We start from the raw sequence: 16085 nt of genomic DNA on the forward strand, positions 1-16085 counted from the left end.
GTAACTGTTCACCCAGATGGCATTGACAGGAAAAAGTGAGACGATCATCCCTTGATCCACTGTTGCCCCTTGCCTGATCCCGCCAGCTTGGCACCATCACGTCATGAGCAAACCCATTACGCCACCACCCGGCCTGCCGCTGACCCTCGAGCAAGCCAACGAGCTGATTTACAAGCTGATGGCGCGCATCGCCGAGCTTGAAGACCGCCTCAACCAAAACAGCAATAACTCCTCCAAGCCCCCCTCCACTGATGGCTCGGGGACCCCGCCTGCGCGCAAGCGCCCCGCTTCCGGCAAGGCTCGTGGTGCCCAGCCTGGCCACAAGGGGCAGCGGCGTGAACGTCATCCTGAGGACGACCGACTGACGGCAATACCACACTATCCTGCCCGGCAGTGCGCCTGCTGTGGTGAGCAGGTGGTGTCCCATGACAAGCCCTACCGGGTTCATCAGGTGTTTGACCTGCCCGAGGTCAGCTATGTGGTGACAGAGCATCAGCTGTATCGGGGCACCTGCCGTGGGTGCGTCACCACCAGTGAAGCAGCCCTGCCCGATACGGTGAGCCACAGCCAGATGGGGGCTAATCTGCTGAGCTATATCGCTTTGCAGAGTGGTCAGTTCCACCAGAGCATCAGCAAGATACAGCAGCAGCTCAAGCAGCACTTCGGTTTGAGCTTTAGCCGAGGCGCCATCAGTGAAGCGCAAGGCCGGGTCAGCGCCATGCTCACCCCGACCCACCAAGCCATCAAACAGCAAGTGCAGTCTGCCGCCATCATCCATGCCGATGAAACCCGGCACCAGCGGGGCGGTGAGCGACGCTGGATGTGGCTGGCCCTGAGCAAGGTCGCGGTCTGCTTCATGACGGCGTTTGGCCGCGGTCAGGAGGCAGCGAAGCGGTTGCTGGGCAGTGAGCTTGATGGGGTGCTGGTGACCGACCAGTATGCGGGATACCGCTTCATCGACAGCGCCCAGCGCCAACTGTGCTGGGCGCATGTGCTGCGCAACGTGGCGGCGATTGCCGAGAGTAGCGACGCCGTCAACCAGCCTATCGGAGCCCGGCTGGTACTGCTGGCTGACACGGTGTTCAGAACCCGGCATGGCTATGAACAAGGCTGCTTAAGCCGGGAGCAGTACCAGCGAAGGTTGCAGCGATGTCGGCAAAGCTGGCGAAGGCAGCTGGAGCGGGGCAGTGTACTGTGTTCCAAGCGCTACCGTGGGCGCTGCCAGTTACTGCTCAAGGACGATGAGATGCTATGGCGTTTTATGGAAAACGACGAGATAGCGCTGACCAACAATGAAGCGGAGCGGGCGCTGCGTGGCTATGTGCTGTGGCGCAAGGGAAGCTATGGCGTCTGGTCGCATCGAGGCGAGCAGTTCAGGCAGCGTATCCTATCGTTGGTGGAGACGGCCAAGCGATTGGGCCGCTGCCCGCAGGAGTGGCTGAGGGCAGTTGTCAGGTCCTGCATCGAGAAAACCGACTACCCGTTCCCGGAGGAGTTGGTGCTGTCAACACCGTCCCGGTGAACGGTTACGTCGGACAGGGCTGAATAACGGATCTATATATGGCGAAGGTATTGATAGTAGATGATCATCCAGCAATAAGAATGGCCGTGAGCATGTTGTTAAAGCAGGATGAACATCATATTTTAGGCGAAGTGGATAATGGTGTCGATGCTATCGCCATGGCCAAGAAAACCCATCCGGATATTGTCATTCTTGATATTGGAATACCTCAGCTTGATGGCATCGAAGTGATAAAAAGAATCAAGATGCTGGATATTGGCGCCAAGATTCTGGTGCTGTCTGCACAGTCCACCCACCATATTATGGTGCGGTGCCTGCAAGCCGGTGCCGAGGGGTTCTTGTCCAAGCTGGATGATTTGTATTTGCTGAAGGATGCGATCGCAAAAATAGAGAAGCGGCAACTCTATTACCCCCGTGACGTCATCGCCGGCGCCAGACATGCCCACACCGTCGATCGGGAAGATCTGCTGTCGACCCTCTCTTCCCGCGAGATGAGCGTGCTGCTGCAGATTTGTCAGGGCCATGCCAACAAGCAGATTGCCCAAAGCATGCTGCTGAGCGAGAAAACCGTCAGTACCTACAAGACCCGGTTGATGAAGAAACTCAACATCACCAACATCGTTGATCTGATCAGTCTGGCCAGACGGCAGAAACTGCTGTGAACAGGGGGAAACCGCTGCTGTTCCTGCTGGCGCTGGTCTGGGCGTGGCCACTGGTGGCCCGGGAACCGGAAGAGCCCCTGCTGCAAGTCTATTCGCGGGATGGCGGGGAATACCTCGATGCCAGCCCCTTGCCGCTGCATGGGGAGGAGTGGCGCTGGTTGCAGGAGCGCGAGCGGCTGATCCTGGGGGTGCCCAGACCCGACAACCCCCCCATGGACATCACCCTGAGGGCGAATGCTTATGAAGGGGTGACGGCCGACATCGTCGGCATGTTGACCCATCTGCTGCACATCGAGATCCTGGTGAAGGGATATCCCTCCAGGGCGGCTGCCATTGAAGCGCTCCAGCGGGGGGAGATCGATCTGCTGAGTACCTCCAACTCCTATGAGCGTGAACAGCATCTTCTGCTGACTGACAAATATATTGCTGATGACCCTGCCATCTATAAAAACATTCAGATCAAAGAGCGGGAAATAAGAACAATAGCCGTGCCGGAGTATTATTTGCCGTTCATGGACATCATGCGCTATCTGTCGGACTACAAAATTAAAATATACCCGTCCCGCTATAGTGCATTGTCCGCGGTGGCATATGGTCAGGTTGATGCCGTCATGGTGGACATGATCTCCGGCAATTTCATCGTCAACAAGTTCTATCAGAACAGCATTCAATTATTGAAGCCGCTCTATATCGATACCGCCGGTTTTGCCTTTGCCCTCAACCCCAAGGAGCGGCGACTCAAGAGGATCATGGATATCGCGCTGGGGGAGATCCTCGATGGCAAGCGAGCGGAAGTGGCCAAACGCTGGAATGGGGGCGGTCTCTCCATCGGTGCCAGCAGGATCGACCTGAGCCGCGAGCAATGGAAATGGCTGGGCAAGCGAGAGAAAATCCGGATTGCGGTGAACAGCGGCATTCCGCCCCTCAGTTTTTATGACGTCACCGGTACCATGCACGGCGTGGTCGCCGATCTGCTGCAGGTCATGCGGGCCAAGCTGGGAGTGGAGCTCGAGGTGGTGCCTGCCAAGACACCGGAGCAGATGACCCAGTTGCTGGATAGCGGCCAGGTGGATGCGGGAGTGTTGAGCCCCTCTGCCGAGCGCAGGAACCGCTATCTGTTCAGCCGGGCCTTTGTCCTCGATCCCCTCTCCTATGTGGTGGGGCTGCACCACAGGAAGACTCCCCCTGCATCGCTGCTCAAGACCGGTACCGTGGCCATGGTCAGGGGCTTTATCTCGACCCAGGCCATCGAGGCGGAATACGGCAAGCTGACGTCGCGGCAGTTCGATACGATTGAAGACGCCATGCGTTGTGTGGCGATGGAAGTGTGTGATGTGACCATACTGCCGCTGCGGGTGGCCAAGTACTACGTCAACAGCAAATTCCCCGACAGCCTGCTCATCACGGGAGAGCTGTTCGATTCCATCCCCATCGGTGCCGCGTTTGCGGTCACCCCCGCGCATCCCGTACTACGGGACATTCTGGACAAGGTGATTGCCATCATTCCGCCGGATGAGCTGGAAGGGCTCTCCAACCGCTGGCGGGTCAATGTCAAACAGGAGAGTGTCTCCTGGCAGGAGTTGATTCAGGAGTTCGGGGTCTTTATCGCGTTGATCCTGCTGTTGACCCTCTGGGTTGGCCTGTGGGGCCTGTCCCTGCGCAAGCAGATCCGCGAGCGGCGGCTGGTGGAGGGGGCGCTGAGCACCCAGCTCAAGTTCATCGCCGATCTGGTGGACGGGACACCTCACCCCATCTATGCGCGGGATCTGAACGGGATCCTGGTGCTGTGCAACAGCAGCTATGCCAGCTTCCTTGGCGAGCCCAAGGCCGGTCTGCTCGGCACGGGCCTGGACGACGCGCGAACGCGCTGGCCTTTTCTTGCTCCCTTGCTCGGGGATCTGGTGCTTTCCTGTGACAGCCGCCGCGCCCAGGAGGGGGATCACCGTCTGGGCCTGCCGACGGGCGGGGTCGACGTCTATCACTGGGTTCAGCCTTACTACGATCTGGACGGCAATGTGCAGGGGGGGGTGGGGGGCTGGATTGACGTCAGCGAACGGGTACGCCTGCTCGATGAGCTGGCGGTGGCCAGCCAGGAGGCCCAGGAGGCTAACCGTGCCAAGAGCACCTTCCTCGCGACCATGAGCCACGAGATCCGTACCCCCATGAATGCCATCATCGGCTTGCTGGAACTGGCGCTCAAGCGGGGTCGGCTGCACGAGGAGGATCAGGCCTCCCTCGCCATTGCCCATGGCTCGGCCAGCGATCTGCTGAGCCTCATCGGCGACATCCTGGATATTTCCAAGATCGAGTCTGGCCGGTTTGAACTGGCCCCCGAGCCCCATGACATCGTGACCCTGACTGCGTCGGTCGTCACCGTATTCACTGCGCTGGCGAGGCAGAAAAACCTGCGGCTGGAGCTCGTCACGGGCGATCCGTCCTGGGTGCAGATCGATGGTCTTTGTTACAAGCAGATCGTCTCCAACCTGATCAGCAACGCCATCAAGTACACCGATTGCGGATCGGTCACGGTGACGCTGGCTTCTCGGGTCAGCGATGGCTGGTGTACCGTGCAGCTAACCATCCTGGATACCGGTATCGGCATCGATCAGGCCGAGCAGGCCAGGCTGTTCGAGCCCTTCAGCCAGGCCAGCCAACCCGAGAAAATCCAGCAGTCGGGTACAGGCCTGGGTCTGATGATCTCCCGCTCCCTGTGCGAGACGATGGGCGGCTCCTTGAAACTGGAGAGTACGCCCGGGCAGGGGACCCGGGTCAGTGTCGAGATGAAGCTGCCGGTGGCCGATGCCGTGGCGATGCCCGCTGCGCTTGCACAGGATCCGGTGGTGGAGCCGGGGCGGCGACTGAAGATCATGGTCGTGGACGATCATCCAGCCAACCGGTTGCTGGTCAGCCAGCAGCTGGCCTATCTGGGTCATGACGCCACGGCCGTCGAGTCGGGAGAAGAGGCGCTGCGGCGGCTGGTCGAAGCCAGGGTGGATGTCGTCATGACCGACTTCAACATGCCCGGCATGAACGGATTCGAGCTGGCTCGTCAGTGCCGTGAGCTGGAGCGGCTGCACGGCTGGCGACGCACCGTGATCCTCGGGCTGACGGCCGATGCGCGGCAGGAGCAGATCAATGAAGGGCAGGCGGCAGGGATGGATGACTGTCTGTTCAAGCCCGTCGGACTGGAGGCGCTCGATCACTGCCTGCGTCGGCACATGCAGCGGGAAGAGCAGAGTGACATGGCCGCCTGCATGGAGGAGATCCGGCGGTATCTGGGGCCGCTGACTGCACACCAGTCGACCCTGATGGTGCCTCTGCTGGCGGAGTTCGTGCGGGCCAGTGACGACGATATCGCGGGATTGCAACGGGCTGCGGAGGAGGGGCATGTTGGCCAGTTCATCGACCGCATACATCGCCTGAAAGGGGGCGCCAGAATAATGGGCACTCTGAAACTGGTGGCGACCTGCAGCGAAATAGAATCCTGGGAACTCGATCAGGCCAGGCTGCCCGAGGCGCTGGCCCGTTTGCAGCAAGAGTACGAGGTTGTTCGGCTGGCGGCGACCCAACTTCAGGTGATGGACGGGGAGGAATGAAGGCATGGGGACATGCCTTCGGATCCTGTGGTCAGCCCAGCCAGTACACCATCAACTCATAGGCGGCGTCGCCCACCTGGTCCGGTCTGGCTGACGGGGCCTGATAGCTGAGGTAATAGCGGGTCGCCTGCGCCAGGGGGAGGGCGCAGCTTGCTTCGAGGGGTTGTCCGTTGAGCGCCAGCGTGATCCGGAGATCATCCTGCTGTGGCAGGGAGCCGTAGAGTGCGCGGGCTTGCAAGCGATAGGTGGTGTTGAAATCCGGGTGGCTCAGGTCTGCTGCCAGGATCTGGACGGGAGCCTGTGCCGGATCCGAATTGATGGCCTGGAGACCTGGGTGGGTAAGCGCTACTTCCATGCTGGTCTCTTTGCTGGCGGTGGCCTGCCAGTTCAGCTGGCTCACCTGCGTATTGGCGTGAACGGCGGCACTGCTGCAACCGATCATCACTGCCAGCACCATGCTTTTTTGAAACATAGTTATCTCCTTTGTCGGACTGGGCCCTCCTTGGCGAGGGCCTCCTCTTATCGGCGCTTTCCCCGAATGCTGAACCGCTCTCCCCGGATTCGCCCATGAGTCGGCGGCAGATAAGGGGTATGATCCGCCCCTGGCGCCATGCCATTGACGGAGGAGAGCCATGCTCGAAAATCAGATGATGTTGTTGGCAGTGTTTGAGCGAGCGGCGCTGATGCTGATGACGCTCTTTCTTCTCACCCGCACCCGGCCGTTCCAGCGATTGTTCCAGAAGCGTGACCACACCCCGGCCGAGCTGGTGCTGGTGGCGGCCATCTTCTGTCTGTTCGCGGTGTTCAGCACCTACACCGGCATTCCGGTGGAGGGGGCCCTCATCAACGTGCGGATCATCGCCATCATCTCGGGCGGCATCCTGTTCGGCCCCTGGGTCGGCATTCCGGCCGGGGTCATCTCGGGGCTGCACCGTTATCTCATCGACATGGATGGTCACACCTCCATTCCCTGTCTCATCGCCAGCATCATCGCCGGCCTGCTTGCCACCTGGCTGCACCTGCGCTGTCGCAAGTCGCGGCTCTGGCTCTATGGCATCCTGGCGGGGATGGCCTGCGAGGGGCTGACCATGCTGCTTATCTGGCAACTGACCGAGCCCCATGCGGTAGGTGTGGAGATTGTCAGTCATATTGCCTACCCGATGATCGCCGGGGCGCTCTGTATCGGGCTCATCATCAAGCTGGTGCAGGATCTGGATGACGAGAAGGAGCTGATTGCCGCCAAGCAGGCGAAGCTGGCGCTCGACATCGCCAACAAGACGTTGCCGTTTTTCCAGAACATCGATCGCCACTCCCTGAGCCAGGTGTGCGGCATCATTCGCAGCGAGATCAGCGCCGATGCGGTGGCCATCACCGACACCCGCGATGTGCTGGCCTATGTGGGGGTGGGCAAGGATTACTACGAGCTGGACGAACACCACGCCATCAGCGACATGACCCACAGAGCGGTGCTGCTCGACCAGATCATCATCAACAACGATCTGCGCCAGTATCACCTCTCCGATTTCCATTCGGTCATCATTATTCCGCTGCGGGAAAACGGCGCCGTCAGCGGCACCCTCAAGATCTACTATCGCCGCACCCACAGCATCACCAGCTCCCTCAAGGAGATGGCGGTGGGTCTCTCCCAGCTCATCTCCACCCAGATGGAGGTGTCGCGCATCGAGCAGCTCAAGGAGATGACCCGCAAGGCGGAGTTCACCGCGCTGCAGAGCAAGATCAACCCCCACTTCCTGTTCAACGCCCTCAATGCCATCTCGTCGCTGATCCGCATCCGTCCCCAGCAGGCACGCCAGCTGATCGCGAACCTCGCGGATTACCTGCGCTACAACCTCAACAAGGGGGACACCCTCATCGACATCCAGGAGGAGCTGCAGCAGGTGCGCGACTACGTGGCCATCGAGCAGGCCCGCTTCGGCGACAAGCTGGAGGTGGTGTTCGAGGTGGACGACGTGCATATCCAGGTGCCGAGCCTGCTGTTGCAGCCGTTGGTGGAAAACGCCATCCTGCACGGCATCCAGCCCCGCAGTGCGCCGGGTCGGGTCACCATCGAGGTGAAGCAGCTGGCGGGCGGCATCCGGGTCGCGGTGCGCGACACCGGCTACGGCATCAGCCAGGCGGTGATCGACGGGGTCGCCGCCGGTCGGGTGGAGAGCCGCAGCATCGGTCTGATGAACGTGCATCAGCGGGTCAAGCTGCTCTATGGCGACGGCCTGCACCTCAAGCGGCTGGAGCCGGGGACCGAAGTCTGTTTCTATCTGCCTGATCAGGAGGCAATGCCATGCTGAAAGCCATCATAGTGGAAGACGAATGTTTGACACGGGAGGAGCTGGCCTCTCCTGTGCTCCTTATGGGGGCAATGTCATGCTGAAAGCGATCATTGTGGAAGATGAGTATCTGGCCCGCGAGGAGCTGGCATTTCTGGTGGGGCAGCACAGCAACATCGAGATAGTGGCGAGCTTCGAAGACGGGCTGGAGGCGTTCAAGTATCTGCAGGATCACGAGGTGGACGTGGTGTTTCTGGATATCCAGATCCCCGCCATCGACGGCCTGCTGTTGGCCAAGAACCTGCACAAGTCCAGCCACCCGCCCCACATCGTCTTCGTCACCGCCTACAAGGAGTTTGCGGTGGAGGCGTTCGAGCTGGAGGCATTCGACTACATCCTCAAGCCCTACAACGAGCCGCGTCTCATCAATCTGCTGCAGAAGCTCGAACTGGCGGGCAAGTCCCAGCCCCAGGGGGCGGAGTCCGGGACACCACAGAACCGCACCGTCAATCTGGTGAAGGGGGAGCGCATCATCGTCACCCCCTGCGAGCAGATCTACTACGCGGAAGCGGACGAGAAGCTGACCCATGTCTACACCCGTACCGATCGCTACGTGATGACCATGACCCTCAGCGAGTTTGTCAGCCGGTTGCCGGCCGAGGGGTTCTTCCGCTGCCACCGTTCCTACTGCGTCAACATCAACAAGATCCGCGAGATAGTGCCCTGGTTCAACAGCACCTATCTCATCCGGCTCCATGACCTGCCATTCGAGGTGCCGGTCAGTCGCAGCAACATCAAGGCATTCCGTCAGCTGATGCGGCTCTGATTGTCATTCATTCCCGCCGATCTGCATTTCATGCCGTAATCGGTCGGCGGGAGCGGCGTCTTGCCTATAGTGGCCCCAGTTTCCTTAAGGCCATTCCTCGAGACGCATCATGACCAGAGAGCTGAATCGCACCCGCTACCTCACCCTGTTGGGGACCATCATCACCCAGTTCGCGCTGGGATCCGTTTACACCTGGAGCCTGTTCAACGCCCAGCTCTCTGACAAGCTGGACGAGCCGGTGAGCCAGGTCGCCTTCGCCTTCGGCCTGCTCAGCCTCTCCCTGGCGGTGGCCTCCTCCCTGGCGGGCAAGCTGCAGGAGCGGTTCGGGGTGCGCAACGTCACCCTGGGTGCCGGCGTGCTGCTCGGCATCGGCTTCTTCCTCACCGCCCATGCCAGCAACCTGGCGATGCTCTACCTCTGCGCCGGCATCCTGGTCGGTTTTGCCGACGGTACTGGCTACCTGATGACCCTCTCCAACTGCGTGAAGTGGTTCCCGGAGCGCAAGGGGCTCATCTCCGCCTGCTCTATCGGTGCTTATGGCCTCGGCAGCCTGGGCTTCAAGTACATCAACCTGCTGCTGCTCTCCAGCAACGGCCTTGAGACCACCTTCCAGCTGTGGGGGCTGATCGCCATGTCCATGGTGCTGGTGGGTGGCATGCTGATGAAGGATGCACCCAAGCAGGCCGCCGCCGTGCAGCAGAGCGAGAGCCGCGACTTCACCCTGGCCGAGGCGATGCGCAAGCCCCAATACTGGATGCTGGCGCTGATGTTCCTCACCGCCTGCATGAGCGGTCTCTACGTCATCGGCGTGGCCAAGGACATCGGCGAGAAGATGGTGGGCCTGCCGGCCGTGGTCGCCGCCAACGCCGTCGCCATCATCGCCATGGCCAACCTGGGCGGCCGGCTGGTGCTGGGCATCCTCTCCGACAAGATGTCCCGTATCCGGGTCATCACCATCGCCCAGTTGATTACCCTGGCGGGGATGGCGCTGCTGCTGTTCGTGCCGCTCAATGCCAACCTCTTCTTCGTGGCGGTGGCCTGCGTGGCGTTCAGCTTCGGCGGTACCATCACCGTCTACCCCTCGCTGGTGAGCGACTTCTTCGGCCTCAACAACCTGACCAAGAACTACGGCGTCATCTATCTGGGCTTTGGTCTGGGCAGCATCATCGGCTCCATTGTGGCCTCCCTGTTCGGCGGCTTCATGGCGACCTTCAACCTGATCCTGGTGTTGCTGGTGGTGGCCCTGGTGCTCTCCCTCACCATCCGCCTGCCGGCTCCCGTTGCGGCTGTCGACAGGGCCTGACCCCTCTCGCTTCTCAAGTTATAAAAAAAGACCCGGGCCTTGGCCCGGGTCTTTGCATGTCAAGGGGTGGACTCAGCGCGGGGGCAGACCCAGCAGGGCGCGCAGCTGGTGCGCGGTGGCCTCGACGGCGGGCCAGTCACGGCCAGTGACGGTGACGTGGCCCATCTTGCGGCCGGGGCGGGCTTCGCCCTTGCCATAGAGGTGAAGGTGGACCCCGGGCAGGGCCAGGGCGCTAGCCCAGTCCGGCGTGCCGTCTTGCCACAGATCCCCGAGCAGGTTGAGCAGGATGGCGGGCTGAACCTCAGCCTGTGCCGGCAGCGGCAGATCGCACAGGGCGCGCACCTGCAACTCGAACTGGCTGCAACCGGCATTGTCGATGCTGGGATGACCCGAATTGTGGGGCCGGGGGGCCATCTCGTTGACCAGCAGCTCACCGCCGACCAGGAAGAACTCCACCGTCAGCACACCCACATAGTCGAGGGCGGCGATGATGTGCTCGGCGATGCGCTGGGCTTCGCGCTCCAGGGCGGGCACATTGGCCGGGGAGCGGGTCTGATCCAGGATGCCGCCGCTGTGCCAGTTCTGCACCAGGGGCAGGGCACTGATGGCACCGCTCGGACTGCGGGCCAGGGTGAGGGCAAACTCCCCCTCCAGTGGCAGACGTTTTTCCAGCACGCAAGGGACACCGCTGGCGGCCAGGGCCGCTGGCAATTCGCCCGCATTGTGGATAGTCCACTGCCCCTTGCCATCGTAGCCCTCGCGGGCGGTCTTGAGGATGGCGGGGAAGAGGTCGCCGGGCTGGGCGGGCAGCGGCTCGCCGGGCAGCAGGGTCAGGTTCGGGGCGACCGGTACGCCGGCGCGGGTCAGGAAGGCTTTCTCTTCCCGGCGATCCTGACAGACACGTACTGCGCTCGCTGCCGGGCGCACCGGCTTGTACTGCTCCAGCAGGGCCAGGGAGGCGGCGGGCACGTTTTCGAACTCGCAGGTGATGGCGTCGCAGCGGCTGGCCAGGTCGCGCAGGGCATCGGCATCGTCATAGGCGGCAACGATCTGCTCGTCGGCGGCTGCACCGGCGATGCTGATGGGGTCCGGGTCCAGCACGATCACCTTGTAGCCGAGACGGTGGGCAGACATCACGAAGTAGCGGCCGAGCTGGCCGCCACCGAGCATACCCAAAGTGGCGGGGGGCAGTATCATGCTGGCTCCTCCAGGGTGAGCGCCAGCACCCGGTCGCGCTCCTTGGCGCGGAAGCCGTCGAGCTGCTGGTGATAACGGGGAGCGTCGCCATCCTGGGCGACAGAGAGCAGGGACACGGCGAACAGACCGGCATTGGCGGCACCCGCCTCGCCGATGGCGAAGGTGGCGACCGGCACGCCCTTGGGCATCTGCACGATGGAGAGCAGGGAATCCATCCCCTTGAGCTGGCGGGTGGGGATGGGCACGCCCAGCACCGGGATCGTGGTCTTGGCGGCCAGCATGCCCGGCAGGTGGGCTGCGCCGCCGGCGCCAGCGATGATGGCGCGCAGACCACGATCGCGCGCACTGGCGGCATATTCAAACAGGAGATCCGGGGTGCGATGGGCGGATACGACGCGCGCTTCATAGGGCACGCCGTGCTCCTTGAGGATGCGGGCGGCGGCCTGCATCACGGGCCAGTCAGAGTCGGAGCCCATTACCAGGCCGATCATAGGGGGGGTCGTCATTACGGCTTCCTCGGATGTCAAACGTTTGCCGCATGTTACCAAAAAGCCGTGGGATCTGGCTCAACATTTCTTGTGTTTGACCCGCTCGAATGACGGTCAACGAGCCTCAAGGTACGAGAGGGGGCGAGGATCTGCGCCACTTGGCACCGACTTTGGGTAAAAACGACATTAGAAATCCAGATGGCTATACATCCAAGACAGCTCTGCCTATAATCCCCCCGCTTTGGCGCATCATGCTTAAAAGGGAATCCGGTGAGAATCCGGAGCTGGCGCGCAGCGGTAAGGGGGAACGAAGCGACATCAGGGCACTGCCGTCAGGTGGGAAGCCGTCGCCGTAGGCCATCAGCCCCCAAGCCCGAAGACCTGCCAAAGTTCGTATTTCGGGCCGAGAGAAACCGGCCACGAAGTAGATGCTTACGCGAACTTAAGGATCTCTCATGTCCAAGACATTATTGGCGGCTGCCCTGTTGCCAACGGCGGCCTTTGCCCAACAACTGACCATCCCCGTCAATCCCACCATGGTGGTGACCGCTACCCGTGTCGCCCAGCCTGCCTCCAGTGTGCTGGCTCCCGTCAACGTGGTGACCCGTGACGAGATCGATCGCCTGCAAGCCCAGACCGTGACCGACGTGGTCAAGACCCTGCCCGGCGTGGAAGTGGTCAGCAACGGCGGCCGCGGCCAGCTCAGCTCGCTGCGGGTACGTGGTGGCACCTCTTCCCAGACCCTGGTGCTGGTGGACGGGGTGCGCAGCGCCTCTCTGACCGCCGGGATGACCGAGCTCAACAACCTGCCCCTCAACCAGGTGGAGCGGATCGAATATATCCGCGGTGCACGCGCCACTATTTATGGGTCCGATGCCATCGGTGGGGTCATCAACATCATCACTCGCCCGGACCAGGGGACCAATCAGCACCAGTTCAACCTGGGCGCGGGCTCCCACAAGCAGCGTCAGGCTGCCTTCAGCAGCGCCAGCCAGGTGGGTGATGCGGGTCAGATCAAGGTCGCTGGTGGTTTCGATGACGAGACCGGCTACAACGTGCATCCCATCGTCGGGGTGAACGATGGCGACAAGCATGGACACCGGGGCTATAACGCCATGGTGGATTATCAGCAGGCGCTGGCCAGCAACTGGGATCTGTTCGGTACGACCCGCTGGTTCCGCAACATTGCCCAGTACGACAGATCCTCTGCCGCTTCCGCCTGGGGCCCGGCGTTTCATCAACGCAACGAGACCTGGACCGAGAACCAGAGCTACCAGCTCGGCTCCCGCTATCATGACGAGCGCTACCTGAGCGAGCTGCGCGGCGCCTTCTCCAAACAGGATGCCTACGACTACCCGGATACCAGCGGCCGCGATCAGTCCGCTGATCGACTCTATACCCGTCAATACACCCTGAACTGGGTCAACAGCGTCAAGTTGGACGAGAGCTGGACCCTGGGGGGCGGCGCCGACTGGCAGCGCGACATGCTGGACGATAGTTCCCGCTCCTCTGGCGTCGCCTTCCCGAGTGAGGCCGATGAGCGTGACAACACCGGGCTCTATGCCCTGGCCCAGTTTGACAACCAGGTCTGGCAGGCCGAGCTGAGCGGTCGCAGCGATGACAACGAGCAGTTCGGACGTCACAACACCTGGCAAACCGGCGCTGGCTGGCGCTTCGTTGAGGATTATCGCCTCAGTGCCCGTTACGGCACCGGTTTCCGTGCCCCCTCCTTCAACGATCTCTACTACCCGGGGTCCGGCAATCCGGATCTGAAGCCGGAAGAGTCGAAAAGCCACGAGTTGATGCTGGACGGACAGACCGCTGGTGTGGAGTGGCGCTTGACCGGTTATCGCAACGACTTCGAGCAGATGATCCAGTGGGCACCGGACAGCCAGGGCATGTGGACGCCGCAAAACGTCGGCAAGGCGCGGATTGAAGGGGTTGAGCTGGAAGGGGAGTTCGAGACCGGCTGGCTGAGCCATCGCGTTTCCGCCGAATACAAGGATCCCAAGGACAAGGTCACCGACAAGCAGTTGCAGCTGATCTCCCGCAAGGGGGCCAAGTGGGTGAGCCAGGCGCAGTGGCAGCAGTTCGATGGCTCCCTGAGCTGGATCTACCAGGGTGAGCGTTATGGTGACGCGGCCAATACCACCCAGCTGGGCGGTTACAGCGTGTGGAACCTGGCGGTGGGCTATCAGGTTGCACCGTCCTGGAAGGTCTCCGGCAAGGTCAGCAACCTGCTGGACAAGGAATACCAGACCTCGGTGGGTTACCCGGCTGACGAGCGTGCCTACTATGTGACGGTGGACTACGCACTCTGATCCCCTTGTCTGGATCTGAAAAATCAGGGGCCCTGCCATTGGCAGGGCCTTTTCTATTGGCGCCGGGCGGGAGTATGATCGCGGCCTCGCATTCAAGGGGGAGCTCAGGTGGCCAATATTCTCGTGTTCGACTCCGGTATGGGCGGTCTGACCGTCTATGGGGAGATCCGTCGCGCTCTGCCGGAGCACAACTATTTCTACAGTTTCGACAATGCCCACTTTCCCTATGGCGAGCTGAGTGAGGCGGCCCTCATCGAGGCTTGTACCGGACTGGTCAGCCACATGGTGGCCGAGCACGCCATTGATCTGGTGGTGATCGCCTGCAATACCGCCAGCACCATTGCCCTGCCATCCCTGCGTACCGCACTCAGCATTCCCGTGGTCGGCGTGGTCCCCGCGATCAAGCCTGCCGCCGCCCTGACCCGTAACGGCTACATCGGTCTGCTGGCAACGCCCGGCACCGTCAGCCGTGACTATACCCATGAACTCATTGCCCAGTTCGCCCCGGGCAAGCATGTGCTGCTGAAGGGGGCCACCGAACTGGTTATCGAAGCCGAGCGCAAGCTGGCGGGGTTGCCGGTCAATATGGCCCTGCTCAGAGAGGTGCTCGCAGACTGGATGGAAGGGGAGGAGAGGCCGGATACCCTGGTACTGGGATGTACCCACTTCCCCTTGCTCAACGAAGAGATCAAACAGCTGATGCCGGAATGCCAACTGGTCGATTCGGGTCTTGCCGTGGCAAGGCGGGTGGCGCATCTGCTGGCGACACTGCCGGTCCAGGCGCCTGGCGAGGGGACGGGACGTGCCTACTGCACGCGACTGGATGCTGGGGCCCAGAAACTGACAGCCCCCTTGCAAGCTTGGGGGCTGTCGTCACTCGAAGAAGTGGTGTACTGAATATCAGGCGTCGACGTCGTTGACGTCCTTCTCATCCCGGTCCCGCTTGTCATTTGCTTCACGCACTTTCAGGGTGCGCTGCTGATACTCCTTGTCATTGAGCGCGGCGATGGCCTTGGCCGCATCGGCGACAGGCATCTCCACAAACCCGAAGCCCCTGCGTTTGCCGGTGGCCTTGTCCTTCATCAGACGAACTGACAGTACCTGACCTTGCTCGGCAAAGAGTTCGCGCACCGCAATCTCGTTGGCGCGATAGGGCAGGTTGCCTACATATAAGGTGCAAGTCTCCTGATTGGCGATCGCTTCAGCTGCATTAGCCGGGGTTCTTTTCAGGAGCAGCGGTACCACGAAACCGCCAATGGCCAGACCGGCGGCAAAAATGACTTCGACTTTCAGAGAGAACTGCAGGGCCTGGGCAACCAGATAGCCGAGCAGCGCCAATACCAGAGCAAGAACTGCTGCCTGCACATAAACGGGAAACTTGGATAAATTCATCTTTAAAGACCTTTTGTAAATGAAAGCAAAAAAGGTGCAACACTCTATTCACCTTCATGGTAACCAGCTTTACGACCAGACGCTACCATGGACCACTTGAGGCAAATTATCCGCTTCAGTATGGCATTCCTTCAGCCAGGAAGATCCTGATAAATGCCAATAAAAGAGGGCTGAAATCATCAGCTTGTGGATAACATTGTATATATACACTGGGTAAGTTGTTTCTAACTGGATAATTTGAAGTTTCCGTGACTTTCTTCAAAAAATCCCTTGTCATCGTAACCGGCCTCCCTATAATGCGCCCCTACCAGCACGGCGGACGACGCCGAACTGATGAGCTAGCTTCCTCGTGAAGCCAGCGCCGAAAGAAAAGCGAAAACAACCGCTTGACTTTCGAAGTGAGGAGCGTAAGATGCGCCTCCTCAACGCGATAAGCGTGACGCTCTTTAACAATTTGAATCAAGCAATCTGTGTGGGCACTCACAGCATCGAG

12 protein-coding genes and 1 riboswitch are annotated in these 16085 nt (G+C 61.0%); of the genes, 8 read left to right on the top strand and 4 right to left on the bottom strand.

What is annotated here, in order from left to right:
• Positions 1-103: 103 nt before the first annotated feature.
• The 3 genes from AB5Y64_RS10595 to AB5Y64_RS10605 are packed head-to-tail and all read left to right on the top strand — an operon-like array spanning position 104 to position 5780.
• Positions 104-1522 (top strand): IS66-like element ISAs21 family transposase, encoded by a 1419-nt coding sequence (locus AB5Y64_RS10595; protein WP_004576012.1) that lies wholly within the window; start codon positions 104-106, stop codon positions 1520-1522.
• 38 nt (positions 1523-1560) lie between these two features.
• Positions 1561-2184 carry a response regulator transcription factor gene (locus AB5Y64_RS10600; RefSeq protein ID WP_039040682.1) on the top strand — a complete coding sequence of 208 codons (624 nt, stop codon included), beginning with the start codon at positions 1561-1563 and terminating at the stop codon, positions 2182-2184.
• A 53-nt stretch (positions 2185-2237) separates the two neighbouring features.
• Positions 2238-5780, top strand: a complete 3543-nt coding sequence (locus AB5Y64_RS10605) for a transporter substrate-binding domain-containing protein (RefSeq protein WP_234704039.1) — start codon at positions 2238-2240, stop codon at positions 5778-5780.
• 31 nt (positions 5781-5811) lie between these two features.
• Here AB5Y64_RS10605 and AB5Y64_RS10610 read toward each other — a convergent pair whose 3' ends face one another.
• Entirely contained in the window at positions 5812-6252 is a 441-nt protein-coding gene (locus tag AB5Y64_RS10610; protein WP_039040683.1) for a hypothetical protein, read from the bottom strand.
• A 160-nt stretch (positions 6253-6412) separates the two neighbouring features.
• Here AB5Y64_RS10610 and AB5Y64_RS10615 point away from each other — a divergent pair, with 160 nt between their 5' ends.
• From AB5Y64_RS10615 to AB5Y64_RS10625, 3 genes are all read left to right on the top strand, one after another.
• The gene (locus AB5Y64_RS10615) at positions 6413-8086 is read left to right on the top strand and encodes a sensor histidine kinase (protein WP_039040684.1); all 1674 of its coding nucleotides are present in this window, start codon (positions 6413-6415) and stop codon (positions 8084-8086) included.
• A gap of 76 nt (positions 8087-8162) precedes the next feature.
• The gene (locus AB5Y64_RS10620) at positions 8163-8891 is read left to right on the top strand and encodes a LytTR family DNA-binding domain-containing protein (RefSeq protein WP_039040685.1); all 729 of its coding nucleotides are present in this window, start codon (positions 8163-8165) and stop codon (positions 8889-8891) included.
• A 109-nt stretch (positions 8892-9000) separates the two neighbouring features.
• On the top strand, positions 9001-10194 hold the full coding sequence (locus tag AB5Y64_RS10625) for an MFS transporter (RefSeq protein WP_039040686.1): 1194 nt from the start codon (positions 9001-9003) through the stop codon (positions 10192-10194).
• Between the two features lie 72 nt (positions 10195-10266).
• Here AB5Y64_RS10625 and AB5Y64_RS10630 read toward each other — a convergent pair whose 3' ends face one another.
• Together AB5Y64_RS10630 and purE are read right to left on the bottom strand one after the other, a co-directional pair.
• Positions 10267-11391 (bottom strand): 5-(carboxyamino)imidazole ribonucleotide synthase, encoded by a 1125-nt coding sequence (locus tag AB5Y64_RS10630; protein ID WP_039040687.1) that lies wholly within the window; start codon positions 11389-11391, stop codon positions 10267-10269.
• On the bottom strand, positions 11388-11897 hold the full coding sequence (gene purE / locus AB5Y64_RS10635) for a 5-(carboxyamino)imidazole ribonucleotide mutase (RefSeq protein ID WP_029313402.1): 510 nt from the start codon (positions 11895-11897) through the stop codon (positions 11388-11390). Before purE ends, AB5Y64_RS10630 begins: the two co-directional genes overlap by 4 nt.
• A 207-nt stretch (positions 11898-12104) precedes the next feature.
• Positions 12105-12283: riboswitch (cobalamin riboswitch) on the top strand.
• Between the two features lie 51 nt (positions 12284-12334).
• Between purE and AB5Y64_RS10640 the strand changes: the two genes are divergently transcribed.
• Entirely contained in the window at positions 12335-14200 is a 1866-nt protein-coding gene (locus AB5Y64_RS10640; protein WP_039040688.1) for a TonB-dependent receptor, read from the top strand.
• A gap of 108 nt (positions 14201-14308) precedes the next feature.
• The gene (gene murI, locus AB5Y64_RS10645; RefSeq protein WP_010672351.1) at positions 14309-15097 is read left to right on the top strand and encodes a glutamate racemase; all 789 of its coding nucleotides are present in this window, start codon (positions 14309-14311) and stop codon (positions 15095-15097) included.
• A 3-nt stretch (positions 15098-15100) separates the two neighbouring features.
• Here the strand turns inward: murI and AB5Y64_RS10650 are convergent, their stop codons facing one another.
• Positions 15101-15592: an RNA-binding protein gene (locus AB5Y64_RS10650; RefSeq protein ID WP_039040689.1), complete on the bottom strand. Its 492-nt coding sequence runs from the start codon at positions 15590-15592 to the stop codon at positions 15101-15103.
• Positions 15593-16085 lie beyond the last annotated feature (493 nt).

It is taken from the genome of Aeromonas sp. R5-1 (genome assembly GCF_040908265.1).
Classification (GTDB): Bacteria; Pseudomonadota; Gammaproteobacteria; order Enterobacterales; family Aeromonadaceae; genus Aeromonas; species Aeromonas caviae.